The organism is Mycolicibacterium chlorophenolicum, from assembly GCF_001044235.1.
GTDB lineage: Bacteria > Actinomycetota > Actinomycetes > Mycobacteriales > Mycobacteriaceae > Mycobacterium > Mycobacterium chlorophenolicum.
In genome coordinates this window covers 818,365-836,252 of record NZ_JYNL01000069.1, presented here as the reverse complement: position 1 = coordinate 836,252, position 17,888 = coordinate 818,365, and the positions used below count along the sequence as shown (strand labels likewise).

At 69.9% G+C, this 17,888-nt stretch carries 17 protein-coding genes; 12 read left to right on the top strand and 5 right to left on the bottom strand.

The features are described 5' to 3' along the window. Positions 1–91 precede the first annotated feature (91 nt). From MCHLDSM_RS33840 to MCHLDSM_RS33820, 5 genes are read left to right on the top strand one after another with little or no spacing between them, the layout of a single operon-like run. On the top strand, positions 92–1,558 hold the full coding sequence (locus tag MCHLDSM_RS33840) for an aldehyde dehydrogenase (protein WP_048474011.1): 1,467 nt from the start codon (positions 92–94) through the stop codon (positions 1,556–1,558). A gap of 26 nt (positions 1,559–1,584) precedes the next feature. After that, a complete protein-coding gene (locus MCHLDSM_RS33835) occupies positions 1,585–2,349 on the top strand; it encodes an SDR family oxidoreductase (protein ID WP_048474010.1) in 765 nt (254 codons plus the stop codon). After that, the gene (locus MCHLDSM_RS33830) at positions 2,346–3,209 is read left to right on the top strand and encodes an NAD(P)-dependent oxidoreductase (RefSeq protein ID WP_048474009.1); all 864 of its coding nucleotides are present in this window, start codon (positions 2,346–2,348) and stop codon (positions 3,207–3,209) included. The genes MCHLDSM_RS33835 and MCHLDSM_RS33830 overlap by 4 nt, the downstream gene beginning before the upstream one ends. 5 nt (positions 3,210–3,214) lie before the next feature. Continuing rightward, positions 3,215–3,655, top strand: coding sequence for a carboxymuconolactone decarboxylase family protein (locus tag MCHLDSM_RS33825; RefSeq protein WP_048474008.1), 441 nt, complete (start codon positions 3,215–3,217; stop codon positions 3,653–3,655). Further along, a complete protein-coding gene (locus MCHLDSM_RS33820; RefSeq protein WP_048474007.1) occupies positions 3,645–4,871 on the top strand; it encodes a hypothetical protein in 1,227 nt (408 codons plus the stop codon). Before MCHLDSM_RS33825 ends, MCHLDSM_RS33820 begins: the two co-directional genes overlap by 11 nt. Here the strand turns inward: MCHLDSM_RS33820 and MCHLDSM_RS33815 are convergent. Both MCHLDSM_RS33815 and MCHLDSM_RS33810 read right to left on the bottom strand, forming a co-directional pair. Beyond that, entirely contained in the window at positions 4,868–5,458 is a 591-nt protein-coding gene (locus tag MCHLDSM_RS33815; protein ID WP_048474006.1) for a TetR/AcrR family transcriptional regulator, read from the bottom strand. The genes MCHLDSM_RS33820 and MCHLDSM_RS33815 overlap by 4 nt on opposite strands. Positions 5,459–5,477: 19 nt before the next feature. Then, positions 5,478–6,770, bottom strand: coding sequence for a cytochrome P450 (locus MCHLDSM_RS33810; RefSeq protein ID WP_082169207.1), 1,293 nt, complete (start codon positions 6,768–6,770; stop codon positions 5,478–5,480). 114 nt (positions 6,771–6,884) lie between these two features. Between MCHLDSM_RS33810 and purD the strand changes: the two genes are divergently transcribed. Continuing rightward, positions 6,885–8,153 carry a phosphoribosylamine--glycine ligase gene (gene purD / locus MCHLDSM_RS33805; protein WP_048474005.1) on the top strand — a complete coding sequence of 423 codons (1,269 nt, stop codon included), beginning with the start codon at positions 6,885–6,887 and terminating at the stop codon, positions 8,151–8,153. Here purD and MCHLDSM_RS33800 read toward each other — a convergent pair. Continuing rightward, entirely contained in the window at positions 8,150–8,995 is an 846-nt protein-coding gene (locus tag MCHLDSM_RS33800; protein ID WP_280513794.1) for an alpha/beta hydrolase, read from the bottom strand. The genes purD and MCHLDSM_RS33800 overlap by 4 nt on opposite strands. Before the next feature lie 74 nt (positions 8,996–9,069). Here MCHLDSM_RS33800 and MCHLDSM_RS33795 point away from each other — a divergent pair, with 74 nt between their 5' ends. Genes MCHLDSM_RS33795 through MCHLDSM_RS33785 form a run of 3 tightly spaced genes read left to right on the top strand, consistent with a single transcriptional unit; the run spans position 9,070 to position 12,187 of the window. Next, the gene (locus MCHLDSM_RS33795) at positions 9,070–9,678 is read left to right on the top strand and encodes a TetR/AcrR family transcriptional regulator (protein ID WP_048474004.1); all 609 of its coding nucleotides are present in this window, start codon (positions 9,070–9,072) and stop codon (positions 9,676–9,678) included. A gap of 40 nt (positions 9,679–9,718) precedes the next feature. Beyond that, positions 9,719–10,705 carry an SDR family NAD(P)-dependent oxidoreductase gene (locus MCHLDSM_RS33790; RefSeq protein WP_048474003.1) on the top strand — a complete coding sequence of 329 codons (987 nt, stop codon included), beginning with the start codon at positions 9,719–9,721 and terminating at the stop codon, positions 10,703–10,705. A gap of 42 nt (positions 10,706–10,747) precedes the next feature. After that, a complete protein-coding gene (locus tag MCHLDSM_RS33785) occupies positions 10,748–12,187 on the top strand; it encodes an APC family permease (protein ID WP_048474213.1) in 1,440 nt (479 codons plus the stop codon). 63 nt (positions 12,188–12,250) lie between these two features. Here MCHLDSM_RS33785 and relZ read toward each other — a convergent pair whose 3' ends face one another. Then, positions 12,251–13,978, bottom strand: coding sequence for a bifunctional ribonuclease/(p)ppGpp synthase (gene relZ / locus MCHLDSM_RS33780; RefSeq protein ID WP_048474002.1), 1,728 nt, complete (start codon positions 13,976–13,978; stop codon positions 12,251–12,253). Positions 13,979–14,010: 32 nt separating this feature from the next. Between relZ and purB the strand changes: the two genes are divergently transcribed. Genes purB through MCHLDSM_RS33765 form a run of 3 tightly spaced genes read left to right on the top strand, consistent with a single transcriptional unit; the run spans position 14,011 to position 17,220 of the window. Beyond that, a complete protein-coding gene (gene purB, locus MCHLDSM_RS33775; protein WP_048474001.1) occupies positions 14,011–15,438 on the top strand; it encodes an adenylosuccinate lyase in 1,428 nt (475 codons plus the stop codon). Next, positions 15,435–16,664, top strand: a complete 1,230-nt coding sequence (locus MCHLDSM_RS33770; RefSeq protein ID WP_048474000.1) for a cytochrome P450 — start codon at positions 15,435–15,437, stop codon at positions 16,662–16,664. Before purB ends, MCHLDSM_RS33770 begins: the two co-directional genes overlap by 4 nt. Further along, positions 16,657–17,220: a DUF1707 SHOCT-like domain-containing protein gene (locus tag MCHLDSM_RS33765; RefSeq protein WP_048473999.1), complete on the top strand. Its 564-nt coding sequence runs from the start codon at positions 16,657–16,659 to the stop codon at positions 17,218–17,220. The genes MCHLDSM_RS33770 and MCHLDSM_RS33765 overlap by 8 nt, the downstream gene beginning before the upstream one ends. On the opposite strand, the gene MCHLDSM_RS33760 is transcribed toward MCHLDSM_RS33765, so the two are convergent. Further along, positions 17,217–17,849: a hypothetical protein gene (locus tag MCHLDSM_RS33760; protein WP_048473998.1), complete on the bottom strand. Its 633-nt coding sequence runs from the start codon at positions 17,847–17,849 to the stop codon at positions 17,217–17,219. The genes MCHLDSM_RS33765 and MCHLDSM_RS33760 overlap by 4 nt on opposite strands. Positions 17,850–17,888 lie beyond the last annotated feature (39 nt).

The window sequence follows — 17,888 nt, the reverse complement described above, 5'->3', positions numbered from 1 at the left end:
AGAGGTGCTCTTGCCTGTCGAGCGCGGCGCGGGCTATGGTGCGACAGACACATACCGGACAAGTGTCCAGGGACGCAGACAGGGAGGTCGGATGGGAATCCTGGCCGATCGCGAGAGCAGACTGCTCATCGACGGCACGCTCGTCGCGGGAAGCGCGGGAACCTTTCCCACGGTGAACCCGGCGACCGAGGAGACACTCGGGGTGGCCGCGGACGCGAGCGCCGAGGACATGTCCGCGGCGATCGCCGCGGCGCGCCGGGCGTTCGACGAGACCGGCTGGTCGACCGACACCGCGCTGCGGGTGCGGTGCATCCGCCAGCTGCAGCAGGCCATGCGCGACCACGTCGACGACCTGCGTGAGCTGACGATCGCCGAGGTGGGTGCGCCCCGGATGCTGACCGCCGCAGCTCAGCTCGAAGGACCGGTCGAGGATCTGAGCTTCTGCGCCGACACCGCCGAGTCGTACTCCTGGTCCACCGATCTCGGCATCGCGGCGCCGATGGGCATCAAGACGCGGCGCACTGTCGCCCGGGAGGCCATCGGTGTCGTCGGCGCCATCACGCCCTGGAACTTCCCGCACCAGATCAACCTCGCGAAGATCGGGCCGGCGCTCGCGGCGGGAAACACGCTGGTGCTCAAGCCCGCTCCGGACACCCCGTGGGCCGCGGCGATTCTCGGCGAGTTGATCACCGAGCACACCGACTTCCCGGCCGGCGTCGTCAACATCGTCACCTCCAGCGATCACGGCGTGGGTGCGCTGCTCTCACAGGATGCCCGGGTGGACATGGTGTCGTTCACCGGTTCCACCAACACCGGCCGCGCGGTGATGGCCGACAGCGCCGCGACCCTGAAGAAGGTGTTCCTCGAACTCGGCGGCAAGTCGGCGTTTCTCGTGCTCGACGACGCGGATCTCGCCGGCGCGTGTGCGATGGCGGCCTTCACCGCCTCGATGCACGCCGGGCAGGGGTGCGCCATCACGACGCGGCTCGTGGTGCCGCGCAGCCACTACGATGCCGCGGTCGAGGCCGCGGCGGCCACCATGGGCGGTCTCAAGCCCGGGGATCCGGACAAGCCGGGCACGATCTGCGGCCCGCTGATCTCGGAGCGGCAGCGCGAGCGGGTGCAGGCGTACCTCGATTCGGCCACGGCCGAGGGGGGCCGATTCGCCTGTGGCGGTGGCCGACCCGCCGACCGGGACACCGGCTACTTCATCGAGCCGACGGTGATCGCCGGGCTCGACAACACCGCCAAGGTGGCGCGCGAGGAGATCTTCGGTCCCGTATTGACGGTGATCGCGCACGACGGCGACGACGACGCCGTGCGGATCGCCAACGACTCCCCGTACGGTCTGTCCGGCACGGTGTTCTCCGGCGACGAGGAGCGCGCCGCGGGGGTCGCGGCGCGGCTGCGGGTCGGCACGGTGAACGTCAACGGCGGCGTGTGGTATTCGGCCGACATGCCGTTCGGCGGCTACAAGCAGTCCGGCATCGGCCGGGAGATGGGGCTCGCCGGTTTCGAGGAGTACCTCGAGATCAAGGCGATTGCCACGGCGGTCTGACATGCGAGCGAACTGAGGAGATGCCAGTGGGACTGTACGGAGACCAGTTCAAGGACAAGGTGGCTATCGTCACCGGCGCCGGAGGAGGCATCGGGCAGGCCTACGCCGAGGCGCTCGCCCGGGAGGGGGCGGCCGTCGTCGTCGCCGACATCAACACCGAGGGCGCCCAGAAGGTCGCCGACGGCATCACCGGTGAGGGAGGGCGCGCGCTCGCGGTGCGGGTCGACGTCTCGGACCCCGAATCGGCCAAGGAGATGGCAGCACAGACACTGTCGGAGTTCGGCGGCATCGACTACCTGGTCAACAACGCGGCGATCTTCGGCGGGATGAAGCTCGACTTCCTGGTCACCGTCGACCCCGAGTACTACCGCAAGTTCATGAGCGTCAACCTCGACGGCGCGCTGTGGTGCACCCGCGCGGTGTACCGCAAGATGGCCAAGCGCGGCGGCGGGGCGATCGTCAACCAGTCGTCCACTGCCGCATGGCTTTATGCGAACTTCTACGGTCTGGCCAAGGTCGGCGTCAACGGACTGACCCAGCAGCTCTCGCGCGAGCTCGGTGGGCAGAACATCCGGATCAACGCGATCGCACCGGGTCCCATCGACACCGAGGCCAACCGCACGACCACGCCGCAGGAGATGGTGGCCGACATCGTCAAGAACATCCCGCTGTCACGGATGGGGCAGCCGGACGATCTGGTGGGCATGTGTCTGTTCCTGCTGTCGGACCAGGCCAAGTGGATCACCGGGCAGATCTTCAACGTCGACGGCGGACAGATCATCCGCTCATGACCGCCCCCGCGCTCGGCTACATCGGCCTGGGCAACCAGGGCGCCCCGATGGCGAAACGGCTCGTCGGCTGGCCGGGCGGGCTGGTCGTGTTCGACGTGCGGGCCGAGGCGGTGACAGCGCTGGCCGAGCTCGGCGCCACGCCGGCCGACAGCGTCGCCGAGGTCGCCAAGGCGGCCGACGTGATCAGCGTGACCGTACTCACCGACGCGCAGGTACGCGACGTGGTCGGCGAACTCGCCGACCACGCGAAGCCCGGCACGGTCATCGCGATCCACTCCACGATCGAACCCGGCACCGCGGCCGAACTTGCGAAGAAGCTGCGGCCCAGGGGTATTCACGTGGTCGACGCCCCGGTCAGCGGCGGCGCCGGAGCCGCCGACAAGGGCGAGCTCGCCGTCATGGTCGGCGCCGACGACGACGCCTACGACACGGTGAAACCGGTGTTCAAGCAGTGGGCGTCGATGGTGGTGCGAGCAGGCGAACCCGGCGCGGGCACCCGGATGAAGCTGGCCCGGAACATGTTGACGTTCATCGGGTTCGCCGCGGCGTGCGAGGCCCAGCGACTGGCCGAGGCTGCCGGTATCGACCTGCAGAAGCTCGGCCGGGTGGTCCGGCACAGCGACGCGCAGAGCGGCGGTCCGGGCGCGATCATGGTGCGCGACCACACCGGTCCGCTACCGCCCGACGACTTCCTGTACGACATGTTCATCCACACCCGCGGTCTCGCCGAGAAGGACCTGCGGCTGGCGCTGGCCCTCGGTGAGGACACCGGCGTGGAACTGCCCCTGGCCGAGATCGCCCTGCAGAACCTGGCGGCCGGTCTCGGTGTGCCGAATCCGACCTCGACGCCCAAGGAGTGACACCGATGGACGAACTGCGCCGCAAGGGCCTGGACAAGATGAACGAGGTGTACGGCTGGGAGATGCCGGACATGCCGGGGGAGTACTTCGCGCTCACCGCGGACCACCTCTTCGGCACGATCTGGACGCGGCCAGGCCTGTCCATGCGCGACAAGCGCATCATGACGCTGACCGTGGTGACCGCGCTGGGTATCACCGACCTGGCCGAGATCCAGGCCAACGCCGCCCTGGCCAACGAGGAGCTCACCGAGGACGAGCTCAAGGAGATGGCCATCTTCCTGACCCACTACCTCGGCTTCCCGCTCGGCTCCAAACTCGACGGCGTGGTGACCAAGGTGGCCAAACAGCGCAAGAAGGCCGCCGAACGGGGCGGCGGGGAAGACAAGTTGGCCAATGTCAACGCGGCGCTGAACATGCACTCCGGGAGCACCCTCGATGACCAGTAGGTACTCGGCGCTGACCCGTGAGCAGCTCGCCGTGCTGGTGCCCGAGCTGCTGCTCATCGGACAGATGATCGATCGCTCCGGAATGGCTTGGTGCATCAGCAATTTCGGCCGCGAAGAGATGCTGCAGATCGCCATCGAGGAGTGGATGGGCGCGAGCCCGATCTACACCCGGCGGATGCAGAAGGCGTTGCGCTACGAGGGCACCGACGTCATCACGATCTTCAAGGGCCTGCAGCTCGACATCGGCGCCCCGCCGCAGTTCATGGATTTCCGGTACACCGTGCACGACCGCTGGCACGGTGAATTCCACCTCGACCACTGCGGCGCTCTGCTCGACGTGGAGCCGATGGGCGAGGACTACGTGCGCGGCATGTGCCACGACATCGAGGACCCGACGTTCGACGCCACCGCGGTGGCCACCAACCGCAGGGCGCAGATCAGGCCCATCCACCGACCGCCGCGGGCCCCGGCCGACCGCCACCCCCACTGTGCGTGGACGGTCGTCATCGACGAATCGCACCCCGAGGTCGCCGACCATCCGGTTCTCGAGGTGATCGCGCGCACCCGCGCCGCCCACACCGAGCTCGACCCGATCGACACCGCCGACGAGGGACAGAGCGACTACTCCGGAGACCTGCTGTCGGACTTCGACTTCGGCGCGTTCTCGCATTCGGCGCTGGTCCGGATGGCCGACGAGGTCTGCCTGCAGATGCACCTGCTCAACCTGTCGTTCGTGATCGCGGTGGGTGCCCGCGCGGGGGCGAATCGCGAACTGGCGAGCGACATCTGCACCAAGCAGCTCATCGGCGTGGCCGGCCTGGCCGCCGAGCGCATCCACCACGCGCTCGGGCTGCCCGACGGCATCGACGGCGCGATCGCGATGCTGCGGCTGCACCCGCTGCTGAATCCGGCCGCCTATGTGGACGCCGAGTTCGGTCCCGACACGGTGCGGGTGGAACGGTCGCCGGCGCACGAGGACGGCGCCTGGGTGGCGCTGGTGCATCCGGACGAGGCCCGCCCGCTGCAGGCCGCGGTCGCCGCGATCGACCCGCACCTCGACGTGGAGCTCACCGGCAGCCGCACCGACTGGACCGCGCAGGTGGTGCGACGCGACACCCCCGCGCGTGAGATGGGCGAGGTGTCGGTGGTGAAGTTCAGCGGCGGCGCGTCGTTCGAGTTCCAGCCGCGCCGCTCCCTGCCGCTGACGGTCGTCTAGCCCCGCAGAGCGCCGCCCACCCAACGCCGCAGATAGGCGCGCAGCGCCGCCCCGCGGCGCGGTGGCCGCCCGGGATCGATGACGAAGGACTGGATCACCCGCAGCAGATGCTCGGCCAGGTCGTCGAGATCGTCGTCGCCGTATCCGGCGCCCGCCCAGTCGACGTCGAGACGTCCGACCATGTCCCGCGCGAACCGCAGCGCGACATCGGAGGTGACCGACTCCACGTGCGCCGCCCCGCCCGGCACCATCAGCAGCCCGATGTACTTCTCGCGCGGCAGCCACTCCAGCGCCGTGGCAACGGCTTCGGTGACCGCGTCGGCCGGGTCGGTGATGCCGGCGACGTGCGCGGCCAGCCGTTCCAGGAAGCCGTCGACGGCATGCACCGCCGCGGCCACCAGCAGCGCCTCGGTGCTGGGGAAGTACCGGTACACCGTCTGCCGGGTGACCCCGACGGTGCGGGCCACATCGGAGATCGAGAAGTCGGCGCCGTGGTCCTCGATGGCCTTGCCCGCGGCAGCGAGGATCCGGCCGGCCGCCTCCTCGTCCGAGGCGGGCTTGGCTCCGGACCAGCCGTGGGTGCGCACGATGGCACCCTAGTCCCGATCAGTGATACGAGACCCGCAGCTCCTTCACCCCGTTGATCCACCCCGACCGCAGCCGCTGCGGTTCGGCCAGCTTCGCGATGTCGGGGATCTGCTCGGCGATCTCGTCGAACATCAGCTTGATCTCCATCCGCGCGAGGTTCGCGCCGATGCAGTAGTGCGCCCCGTTGCCGCCGAAAGCCAGGTGCGGATTGGGGTTGCGCAGGATGTCGAACTCGAAGGGGCGGTCGAACACGTCCTCGTCGAAGTTCGCGGAACTGTAGAACAACCCCACCCGCTGGCCCTCGGCGATCGTCACGCCGCCGAGCTCGACGTCGCGGGTGGCGGTGCGCTGGAAGCAGTGCACCGGTGTCGCCCACCGGATGATCTCGTCGACGGCGGTCTGCGGCCGCTCGCGTTTGAACAGCTCCCACTGGTCGGGGTTCTCCAGGAACGCGTTCATGCCGTGGGTCATCGCGTTGCGGGTGGTCTCGTTGCCGGCGACGGCGAGCAGGATGACGAAGAACGCGAACTCGACGTCGGTGATGGCCTCGCCCTCCTCTGCGTTCATGTCGGCCTGCACGAGCCGGGTGACGATGTCGTCGGCCGGACAGCGTCGCCGCTCCTCGGCCATCGCGTACGCGTAGCCCATCAACTCGGCGTTGGCGGCGACGTGATCGGTGTCGAAGTCGGGGTCGTCGGTGTTCATGATCGTGTTGGTCCAGGCGAACAACTTCTCGCGGTCGGCCTCCGGGACTCCGATCAGATCGGCGATGGCCAGCAGCGGCAGACCCATCGCGACGTCATCGACGAAATCGCCGCTGTCCTTCGCGGCGGCGGCCGCGACGATGTCCCGCGCCGCCACGGCGAGCTTTCGCTCCAGCGTCGCGATCGCCCGCGGAGTGAACAGCCGCGACACGATCTTGCGCAGCCGGGTGTGCTCCGGGGCGTCGTGGTTGATCAGCAGCGCCTTGGTCAGTTCCAGCTGATCGGAGGTCACGCCGTCGGGCAGCCGCATCACCGCACCCTTGCGGTTGGTCGACCACAGTGCGCCGTCACGCGAGATCGCCTTGATGTCGGCGTGGCGGGAGATCACCCAGTAGCCGCCGTCGCCGAAGACCGACTCCTGCTGCTGGTTCCACCACACCGGCGCCGTCCGGCGCAGCTCGGCGAACTCGGTGACCGGGATGCCGCGGAGCAGCACGTCCGGGTCGGTGAAGTCATACCCCGGGGGCAGGAGCGAAGCGACTCGGGGGGAGGTGGAGCCCGGGGGCAGGAACGGGCAGCCGGTTGCCTGCGCAGGCGTCGTGGTCATGGCGATCACTCCTGTGTGATGTGAAGCACTCTCCTCGACCATACACTCACTGAGTCAACTGTATGCCCAGATGGTCCGCGCGATGCTGTCGTCGGACGATTAGGGTGGGCACCTGTGCACGTCCTGGTGATCGGCTCCGGAGCCCGTGAACACGCGCTGCTGCTCGCGCTGCGCCGAGACCCGGAGGTCGACGCCCTCTCGGTGGCGCCGGGCAACGCGGGCACCGCGGCCCTGGCCGACCAGTACGACGTCGACGTGACGTCGGGCGAGGACGTCGTGGCGTTGGCGCGCCGGGTGGCGGCCGATCTCGTCGTCATCGGCCCCGAGGTGCCGCTGGTGCTCGGGGTCGCCGACGCGGTGCGGGCCGCCGGCATCGCCTGCTTCGGTCCGACGCGTGACGCCGCCCGTATCGAGGGCGCCAAGTCGTTCGCCAAAGACGTCATGACCGCCGCCGGGGTGCGCACCGCGACCAGCGAGATCGTCGACAACCCGGCCCATCTCGACGCCGCGCTGGACCGGTTCGGGCCGCCCGGCGGCGACCGGGCGTGGGTCGTCAAAGACGACGGACTGGCGGCGGGCAAGGGCGTGGTGGTCACCGATGACCGCAACGCGGCCCGCGCGCACGCCGCCAGCCTGCTGGAGGCCGGCCACCCGGTGCTGCTCGAATCCTTCCTCGACGGACCCGAGGTGTCGCTGTTCTGCCTCGTCGACGGCGAGACCGTGGTGCCCCTGCTGCCGGCGCAGGACTTCAAGCGGGTCGGCGACGGCGACACCGGACCCAACACCGGAGGCATGGGCGCCTACACACCGCTGCCGTGGCTGCCGGCTGACATGACCGACCGCATCGTCGACGAGATCGTCACACCCGTTGCCGCCGAACTGGTTCGGCGGGACAGTGCGTTCTCGGGTCTGCTCTATGCGGGTCTGGCGATCACCTCCAACGGGCCTGCCGTCGTCGAATTCAACTGCCGCTTCGGCGATCCGGAGACTCAGGCGGTGCTGGCGCTTCTCGATTCCCCGCTGGGCCAGCTGCTGCGCGCGACGGCCACCGGCGAGCTGGCGTCGGCACCCGCGCTGCGCTGGCGTGACGGCGCGGCCGTCACGGTCGTCGTTGCCGCGGAGAACTATCCCGGCCGGCCGCGGGTCGGCGACGTCATCCATGGCGCCGACGCCGACGGAGTCCTGCACGCCGGAACCGCCCGCCGCGACGACGGGGCGCTGGTGTCGTCAGGCGGGCGAGTGCTCTCGGTGGTCGGCACCGGTGCCGATCTGACGGCCGCGCGCGCCTCGGCCTACGCCATCCTGAACGGAATCCGGTTGCCCGGCAGTCACTTCCGCACCGACATCGGGCAGGCCGCGGCCGAAGGGCGAATCAGCCTCTAAGTCGTCAGCAGTGGCGCCATCCAGCTCAGTTCGGAACTGAGCTGCGAAGACCAGAACGCCGCGTTGTGCCCACCGGGGGAGAACCCACCGGCCGGCGGAGTCGGCAGCTGGCCGATGAACTGCCGGGTGGCCGACGCGAACGGATCGTCGTCGCCGCAGTCGACGCGCACGGGAATGCCGTTGAGCCCGGCCAGACCCCAGACGCTGTTGGCCTCGTAATCGGCGGCGCTGTCGAAGGCGCCCGGCGCGGCGGCGCCCGCCGACGTCCACAGCGCCGGGCTCACGGCGCAGATCGCCGCGGTGCGCGCGGCGCCCAGTCGGGCGCCGAGCAGAAGCGCGCCGTAACCGCCCATCGACCACCCCAGGAACCCGACGCGCGATGTGTCGAGCCCCTGCGCGGCGAGCAGCGGCAGGAACTCGTCGAGCACCATCGCCCCCGAGTCGTCACCCGACGCGCGCCGATGCCAGTAGCCGTTGCCACCGTCGACCGCGGCCAGCGCGAACGGCGGCAGACCGGCCCGCACGGCGTCGGCGAGGAACTGCTCGGCGCCCATCGACATCACCGTCTGCGCGCTGCTGTCCTTCCCGTGCAGCAGGATCACCGGCCGCAGCGGCGCCGTCTGCCCGGGCGGGCGGGCGATGATCCAGTTGGTCGGGGCGCCGCCGCGCGCCGCCGACGGGAACGATCCCGCGGCGTACGTCGGCGCGACCGCCGGGGGCGCCCCCATGGCCATCGCCCGGCTCATCGCGGACACTCCGGCTACACCTGCTGCGGTCGCGAGGCCCGCCCGGAAACCGAGCCCGAGCATCTCCCGCCGGCTGATCGTCGGCATGCGCGCCATCATGCCAGTCCCACCTGTTCCAACATCCGGGCGAATTGCCGAAAGCGCGATGCCGCAACCCTGTGACTGGCACGATGTCAAGCGTGACGGCAGCAGTCACTCCCAAGGGAGAACGTCGGCGGTATGCGCTGGTCAGCGCCGCTGCCGACCTGCTGTGCGAAGGTGGCTTCGATGCTGTCCGGCACCGCGCCGTGGCCCGGCGGGCCGGACTACCGCTGGCGTCGACGACCTACTATTTTTCTTCGCTGGATGACCTGATCGCCAAGGCCGTGGAGTACGTCGGAACGCTGGAAACCCAGGCGTTGCAGGACCGGGTGGCCACGTTGTCGCGGCGCCGGCGCGGCGCGGAGTCGACCGCCGACATCCTCGTCGATTTGCTCGTCGGGGATAGTCGCGAACGCGTGACCGAACAATTGATCTCGCGCTACGAACGTCTCATCGCCTGCGCGCGACAGCCCGGACTGCGTGACATCCAGAGCAGAATCCTCAAGCACCGCACCGATGCCGTCATCGAGGTCGTCGAGCGCTGCGGGCGATCCGTGCGCGCGGAACTGCTCACCGCGCTCGTGTGCGCGGTCGACGGCGCGGTGGTCGCGGCGCTCGTCGGCGACGGCGACGGACCGCGTGCCACGGCCCGGGCCACGTTGATCGACGTGATCGACGTGCTCGCCCCCTTCAACTAGCGACGTTTGTCTTCGACGGCCGATGGTTAACCCCCTTCCGGTGATCCTCACCGACTCCCTGGGTGCCGTGGTGGACACGGTCCTGGACCGTTCGGTGGTGCTGGGATACACGAAGATCGGTTCCCGGTTGCGCGGGCTGTGGTGGCCCGCCGACCCCGCCCCCGACGCGATGGCCGGTAAGCGGGTCGTGGTCACCGGTGCCACGGCCGGCATCGGAGCGGCGATGGCCGCGTCCTTCGCGCGACTCGGCGCCACCGTCCATCTGCTCGGGCGCGACCCGGGCAGAGTGGCCCGATCGGCGGCGACCGTGCGCGCCGGCGTCGCCGGCGCCGACGTGGTGGAGGAGGTCTGCGACGTCGCCGATCTGGCGGCCGTCCGGTCGTGGACCGCCTCCCTGTCCGCACGCGTCGACGCGCTGGACGGGCTGGTGCACAACGCGGGGGTGATGCCCAAGCAGCGGGCCGAGACCGCGCAGGGCCACGAGGTGCAGTTGGCCTGCCACGTGCTGGGCCCGCATCTGATGACCGACACCCTGTCGGGGCTGCTGCGCGCGGCCGACGAGTCGGCCGTCGTCTTCATGTCGTCCGGAGGCATGTACAGCGCGCCGGTGAAGCACTGGACTCTCGACGAACTCGAATCCCGCGACGGGCCGTACAACGGGGTGCGCGTCTACGCACGGACCAAACGCATGCAGGTGCTCCTCGCCGATGCGTGGGCGAACCGCTTGAGCGACAGCGGTATTCGGGTGTACAGCACCCACCCGGGCTGGGTGGAGACGCCGGGCGTCGCCGAGGCGCTGCCGGTCTTCCGCCGCGTGACCCGGCCGCTGCTGCGCGACGCCGCCGACGGCGCCGACACCGCCGTCTGGTTGGTGGCCACCCGTCCCGAGTCCGGTCCCGGCCACTTCTGGCACGACCGCGCCCAGCGCCCGACGACGTTCGGGTGGGAGCGGGGCGTCGACCCGCAGCGGGCCGCAGCGTTCCTCGACGAGGTTTCCGCGTTGGCCCTGCGGAGCACTGTGGAGTGATCGATGATGGGTGAGCCGAGCGACGAATAAGGGGGAGGCGTGATGGCGGAATCGTTGACCAGCCAGGAGAGCGCGGACAGACAACCCGAACTGAAGCGGGTGATGGGTCCGGGTCTGCTGCTGTTGTTCATCGTCGGCGACATCCTCGGCACCGGCGTCTACGCGCTCGTCGGCGACGTCGCCGCTGAAGTCGGTGGTGCGGCCTGGCTTCCGTTCCTCGTTGCGTTCGGTATCGCAGCCGTCACGGCCTTCAGCTACCTGGAGCTGGTGACGAAGTACCCCCAGGCCGCAGGCGCCGCGCTGTACGCGCACAAGGCTTTCGGCATCCACTTCATCACGTTCCTGGTGGCGTTCGTGGTGATGTGCTCCGGAATCACCTCGGCCTCAACGGCTTCCAGGGCATTCGCGGCGAACTTCTTCGAAGGAATCGACGTCGACGCGCCCAAGCTCGGCGTGGCGATCCTCGCACTGGCGTTCATGGCGGCGCTCGCAGCGATCAACTTCCGCGGCGTCGGGGAGAGCGTCAAGCTCAACGTCGTCCTCACCATCGTCGAGATCACCGGCCTGGTGGTGGTGATCCTCGTCGGACTGTGGGCGTTCACCGGCTCGGGCGACGTCGACTTCTCCCGCATCGTCGCGTTCGAGACGGCCAGCGACAAGAACACCTTCCTCGCCGTGACCGCCGCCACCTCCCTGGCGTTCTTCGCCATGGTCGGCTTCGAGGACTCGGTGAACATGGCCGAGGAGACCAAGGACCCCGTCAACACGTTCCCCAAGATCCTGCTGACCGGCCTGTCGATCGCCGGGGTGGTCTACGTCCTGGTGTCGATCGTCGCCGTGGCGCTGGTTCCGATCGGCACGCTGGAGGAGAGCGACACCCCGCTGGTCGAGGTGGTCAAGGCCGGCGCGCCGGGCCTGCCCATCGACACGATCCTGCCCTTCATCACCATGTTCGCGGTGTCGAACACCGCCCTGATCAACATGCTGATGGCGAGTCGCCTCATCTACGGCATGGCGCGCCAGCGGGTGCTGCCGCCGGTGCTCGGGACGGTGCACCCGACGCGCCGCTCGCCGTGGGTGGCCATCCTGTTCACCACGGTCATCGCGTTCGGGCTGATCCTCTACGTCAGCACCTTCGCCAGCAGCAACGCGATCTCCATCCTCGGCGGCACCACCAGCCTGCTGCTGCTCGCCGTGTTCGCGGTGGTCAACGTCGCGGTGCTGGTGCTGCGGCGCGATGTGCGGCAGGCCGGCGGGCACTTCAAGACGCCGACGATCATGCCGGTGATCGGGTTCGTGGCCTCGCTGTATCTGGTCACCCCGCTGTCCGGCCGGCCCGCGCAGCAGTACATCGTCGCGGGTGGCCTGGTCGCCCTCGGGGTTGTGCTGTTCTTCCTCACCCAGCTGATCAACCGTCAGCTCGGGATCCGCGACGCCCGCATCACCGACCCGACGCACCTGGGCACAGGCCCCGACGACTGACCCGGCCGGCTCTGGTGTGCGGCCAGATCGCGCACGGGACCGCGTACGCGATCTGGCCGCACACTAGGCCGGCGGACGTCCCTGGCTGAGGTGAGCAGACCTGTTCTCCAGCAACTTGATTCGATGAGCGTTGCCCGGTAGGTCGATGTAGCGCGCACCGTAGACCGCCAGCAGCGAGTCGTCGAGGCGACGGACCGCGCCGGCGGGGAAGCGGTAGTCCATCGCCGCGTTGACGGCGTCGGTGTCGACGTCCGCCAGCAGCGCGTCGACCTCGTCGATCGAGTCGACGCCCAGGTCCAGCAGCAGCCCGGCCATCCAGCCGTAGTGGTCGGTGCGGGACCAGCCGGCGTCGGGGAAGCGGTTGGCCAGATAGGTCGCCAGCACCGGCGTCGGGATGCCGGCTCCCTCGGCCGACTGCGGTGCCCTCTCGGCCGGTGTCGTGGACCGCAGCCGCTCACGGATCGCCGAGAACTCCAGGTCCGCCAGCTCGAGCAGCCCGGCGGCCAGGGTGAACCGGCGATCCAGGTCGGGGGCGTCCTCCTCCGGGATCGACCCCTTGTAGCGCACGTCGTGCTCGAACTCGGCCCACGCGTGCTGCAGGATCGTGCGCACCTGCACCGACGCCGGCTGCTGCTCGCCCTCGATACCCAGCAGCAGATGCCTGCTCGCGTAGCCCCACCGGCCCTCGCTGGCCGTCTCCACACCCATGTCGCGGTCGTCGAGCAGCCGCATCTCCTCGCCGAGCAGCCGGGCCACCGCGGCCACGTCGTCGCGCAGGTAGGTGATGACGCGCAACCCGATCTGGTCGGTGATCTCCGACAGCGGATCGGCGTACAACCGCCGTCCGTCGACATGCCGGTCGGCCTTGGCCGCGAACGACGCCACCGACTTGGTCCGCGCCGTCACGCTGAGGTAGTTGATCCCGGCGTCGTCCAGCAGTGCGGTCACCGCGGCCAGGTACCTGTCGGTGGAGGCCACGAGATGGGGACGCCGCTCGGCGTAGGTGGCGATGGCGTCGTGCACCGCCCCCGGCGTCGGCTCGGGCGGCGCGGGCTCCAGATCGGACGGCAGGGTGGGCGTGACGATGTAGCCGGTCTCGGCGTCCCCGTAGCACGTCACGCCGTCGGGCCGGCGCGCCGCGTACATCGCCACGTACGCGCACACCACCGCGTCGACCGGATCCTCGACCCGGCGCAATTCGCTTTTGCGCTCGGCCTTCTCGGCCATCGCGCGCAGCCCGATCCAGTCCTCGCAGTCGGTCACCCGCAACGACGGGTCCGCGGTGGCCAGCCCCTCGACGAGCTCCATGAGCCGAAGCAGTTCCGCGCGTAGTTGCGCGACGCCGCGGCCGGGCTTCGCCTTGTACTTCAGCGTGCGGCCCAATCGGAACAGCGCCACCGTCGCCGCGTGCGGATACACCTCCAGCGCGCGCCGGGGCGACCCCGAAAGTGGATCGATGTCGAGGTCGAGTGCCTCGGCGAGGCGGCCCGCGCGGGTTCCGTCGGCGAACTCCGGTTTCCCGGTGTTCGACGGGTGCGCGCCGGCCTGGAACCGCGCGAAGTCGGCGTTGAGCGCGCGCTCGGCGGGCCGCTGGCCGGTCGCGTTGGTGACGATGATCGGCGCGTCGATGCCGACGACGCAGTCGCCCGCCACGAAGGGGGCCACCGCGGACCGGATGCTGGCGTCGTCGGTGACCGCAGAGGCCGCCACCAGCCGTCCGCCGTCGTCGACGACGGCGACCCCGGTGGGTTTGCGCTGGCCCCAGGCCAGGTCCAGACCGACGAAATACATGGCCCCTACTGTGCCCGATAGGCTGTTGGGCCGTGAGCATCCCTAACGTCCTGGCCAGTCGCTACGCCAGCGAGGAGATGGTCGCCATCTGGTCGCCGCAGGCCAAGATCGTCGCCGAACGCCGGCTGTGGCTCGCCGTCCTGCGGGCGCAGATAGAGCTCGGCATAAAGGGCGCAGACGTCCCCGCCGGTGTGATCGACGACTACGAGCGGGTGATCGACGACGTCGACCTCGACTCGATCGCCGCGCGCGAGCGGGTGCTGCGCCACGACGTGAAGGCGCGCATCGAGGAGTTCAATGCCCTCGCCGGCCACGAGCACGTGCACAAGGGCATGACCAGCCGCGACCTGACCGAGAACGTCGAGCAGATGCAGATCCGGCGCTCGCTGCAGCTCGTGCACGCCCGCGGGGTGGCCGTCGTCGCCCGGTTGGCCGAGCGGGCTTCGCTCTACCGCGACCTGGTGATGGCCGGCCGCAGCCACAACGTCGCCGCGCAGGCCACCACCCTGGGAAAGCGGTTCGCGTCGGCGGCTGAGGAGACGCTGGTGGCGCTGCAGCGGGTCAGCGAGCTCATCGACCGGTATCCGCTGCGCGGCATCAAGGGGCCGATGGGCACCGGCCAGGACATGCTCGACCTGTTCGACGGGGACACCGGCCGGCTGGCCGAGCTCGAGACGCGGGTGGCGCAGTTCCTCGGGTTCACCGAGATCCTGACCAGCGTCGGCCAGGTGTACCCGCGCTCCCTGGACCACGACGTCGTGTCGGCGCTCGTGCAGCTCGGCGCCGGACCGTCCTCGCTGGCCCACACCATCCGGCTGATGGCCGGCCACGAACTGGTGACCGAAGGGTTCGCCCCCGGTCAGGTCGGATCGTCGGCCATGCCGCACAAGATGAACACCCGCAGCTGCGAAAGGGTCAACGGACTGCAGGTCGTGCTGCGCGGATATGCCTCCATGGCAGCCGAATTGGCAGGTGCGCAGTGGAACGAAGGTGACGTGTTCTGCTCGGTGGTGCGCCGGGTCGCGCTGCCCGACGCGTTCTTCGCCCTCGACGGACAGACCGAGACCTTCCTGACCGTCCTCGACGAGTTCGGCGCCTACCCGGCGGTTATCCAACGCGAACTCGACCGCTACCTCCCGTTCCTGGCGACGACGCGCATGCTCATCGCGGCGGTGCGCGCGGGTGTCGGCCGGGAGACCGCGCACGAGGTGATCAAGGAACACGCCGTGGCGGTGGCGCTGGCGATGCGCGAGCGCGGGGCCGAACCGGACCTGCTCGATCGGTTGGCCGCCGACCCGCGGTTGCCGCTGGACCGGGCCGCCCTCGACGCCGCGCTGGCCGACAAGCAGGTCTTCACCGGCGCCGCGGCCGATCAGGTCGATCGGGTGGTCGCCGCCGTCGACGACCTCGTCGCGCGCTATCCCGACGCCGCCGCGTACACCTCGGGCGCAATCCTGTGACGGTGACCGCGGGCACGCTGGCCGGGATCGACTTCACCGATCTCGACAACTTCGCCGCGGGGTTTCCGCACGAGCTGTTCGCGCTGCACCGCGAGCAGGCACCCGTCCACTGGCACGAACCGACCGAGAACACCCCCGACGGTGAAGGCTTCTGGTCGGTGGCGACGCACGCCGAAACCCTTGCCGTGCTGCGGGATCCGGAGACGTACTCGTCGGTGACCGGGGGTGACCGGCCGTTCGGCGGGACGCTGCTGCAGGACCTGTCCATCGCCGGTCAGCTGCTGAACATGATGGACGACCCGCGCCACGGCGCGGTGCGCCGGCTGGTGAGCTCCGGCCTGACCCCGCGCATGATCCGGCGCGTCGAGGACGACCTGCGCACCCGGGCGCGCGGTCTGCTGGATGACGTGAACCCTGCAGACCCTTTTGACTTCGTCACCGACATCGCCGCCGAAGTGCCGATGCAGATGATCTGCATTCTGCTCGGAGTGCCGGAATCAGAACGGCATTGGCTCTTCGAGGCGATCGAACCCAGCTTCGACTTCGGCGGATCGCGCCGGGCCGCGATCACCCGGCTCTCGGTCGAGGAGGCCGGCTCGCGGATGTTCGCCTACGGCCAGGAGTTGATCGCCGCGAAGAAGGCGGCGCCGAGCGACGACATGCTCTCGGTGGTGGTGAACTCCGGCGACCCGGAGCTGACCGACCTCGAGAGCTACCTGTTCTTCAACCTGCTGTTCAGCGCCGGCGCCGAGACCACCCGCAACGCCATCGCCGGCGGACTGCTGGCCCTGATCGAGAACCCTCAGGCCTACGCGGCGCTGCGCGCGGACCCCGGCCTGTTGCCGACAGCGATCGAGGAGATGGTGCGCTGGACCTCGCCGTCACCGTCCAAGCGGCGCACCGCCACCCGGCCGGCGTCGCTGGGCGGACACCGCATCGAGCCCGGGCAGAAGGTCCTGGTCTGGGAGGGCTCGGCGAACCGTGATGCGGCGGTGTTCGCCGACCCCGACCGCTTCGACATCGCGCGCAAACCCAACCCCCACCTCGGTTTCGGTCAGGGCGTGCACTACTGCCTGGGCGCCAACCTGGCCCGGCTCGAGCTGCGGGTGATCTTCGAGGAACTGCTGGGCCGGTTCTCGACGGTCCGGCTGGCCGCGCCGGTCGAGTGGACCCGCAGCAATCGGCACACCGGCATCCGCCACCTGGTGGTGGAACCCCGTGAGTGAACACCCGGAGCTGCGGATCTCCGACGCCGACCGGACTGCGGTCAGCCGGCTGCTCGAACGCGCTGTCGGACAGGGCATGCTCAGCCTCGACGAGTACACCGAGCGCGTCGACGCCGTGCTGGCCGCCCGCACCCGGCGCGACCTCGACGCGGTGATCGCCGACCTGCCGCTGAACGCCCAGCCCGCCGCGCAGCCGCAGGAGGTGCGCAGCTGGATGTCCAGCATCACCCGCCGGGGGCAGTGGACGGTGCCGCCGCGGCTGCGCCTGGTCACCCGAATGTGTTCCACCACGTTGGATTTCACCTCGGCCGTGTTGCAACACCCGGTGGTGCACATCGAGGTCGACGACTACTTCGGCTCGATCGAGCTGATCCTGCCTGACGGCGCCACCGCCGACCTCGACGGCGTCGCGAACTTTGCCGCGTCGACGACCGTCAAGGTGACGGCCAGCCCGCCGTCGCACCGGCTGCACGTGGTGGTCACCGGTCGGGTCCGATTCGGTTCGCTGACGGCCCGGCACCCGTTCGGCACGACGCTGCGCCGGTACCTCCGCTAACCCGCCCGGCGCAGGTTCGCCGCGCGGATACCCGTCGCCCGCAGTTCCAGGGCGGCCAGCCCGCGAATCGCGGTGCGGTCCTGACTGCGCCACGCCCCGACCGGGTCCGGGCTGACGGCGGCGAGTTTGGCCAGCGGCCGGTTCGCCAGCGCCCGCAGCGCCAGCAGTTCCTCGCCGGCGGCGGTCGACGCCAGCGTGATGGCGGTCCACTGGCGCCGGAAGAAGCGCACGCGCAGAAACAGCCACGGCATCATCAGCGCGAGGATCGGTGGTGCAGCCACGGCCAGGGCCAGCAGCCAGGCCAGCCACCCGGCCGTCACCCCCAGGGTCTGCCCGGCACCGGCGATCTCGCGGGCGGCGTCGCCGGCCGCGCTGAGCGGATTGGCCAGCGAGTCGCCGATCAGGGGCACGTTGTCGGCGCTGCGGCCCGCGGAGTCGAGGTTGCCCGCCACTCCGTTGGCGCCGCTCTCCACCTGATAGCCGAACTCGGCGATCGTCGCGACCGCCGAGTGCACGGCCATGCCGACGAACACCCAGACCGCCGTCCAGGCGATCACCACCAGGTCGCTGAACAGCTGGGACAGCAGCCGGCCGGGCGTTGTGGCGTAGGGGACCCACCGCGATTTCATGCGATCGATCACAGCACACAGAGCGTCTTCGGTGGACCG

Coding starts and splice junctions, on each gene's coding strand:
- MCHLDSM_RS33840 (WP_048474011.1), top strand. CDS start 92: ATGGGAATCCTGGCCGATCGCGAGAGCAGACTGCTCATCGACGGCACG.
- MCHLDSM_RS33760 (WP_048473998.1), bottom strand. CDS start 17,849: ATGAAATCGCGGTGGGTCCCCTACGCCACAACGCCCGGCCGGCTGCTG.
- MCHLDSM_RS33820 (WP_048474007.1), top strand. CDS start 3,645: ATGACCAGTAGGTACTCGGCGCTGACCCGTGAGCAGCTCGCCGTGCTG.
- MCHLDSM_RS33800 (WP_280513794.1), bottom strand. CDS start 8,995: ATGGCGCGCATGCCGACGATCAGCCGGCGGGAGATGCTCGGGCTCGGT.
- MCHLDSM_RS33825 (WP_048474008.1), top strand. CDS start 3,215: ATGGACGAACTGCGCCGCAAGGGCCTGGACAAGATGAACGAGGTGTAC.
- relZ (WP_048474002.1), bottom strand. CDS start 13,978: ATGTATTTCGTCGGTCTGGACCTGGCCTGGGGCCAGCGCAAACCCACC.
- MCHLDSM_RS33785 (WP_048474213.1), top strand. CDS start 10,748: ATGGCGGAATCGTTGACCAGCCAGGAGAGCGCGGACAGACAACCCGAA.
- MCHLDSM_RS33810 (WP_082169207.1), bottom strand. CDS start 6,770: ATGACCACGACGCCTGCGCAGGCAACCGGCTGCCCGTTCCTGCCCCCG.
- MCHLDSM_RS33795 (WP_048474004.1), top strand. CDS start 9,070: ATGTCAAGCGTGACGGCAGCAGTCACTCCCAAGGGAGAACGTCGGCGG.
- MCHLDSM_RS33830 (WP_048474009.1), top strand. CDS start 2,346: ATGACCGCCCCCGCGCTCGGCTACATCGGCCTGGGCAACCAGGGCGCC.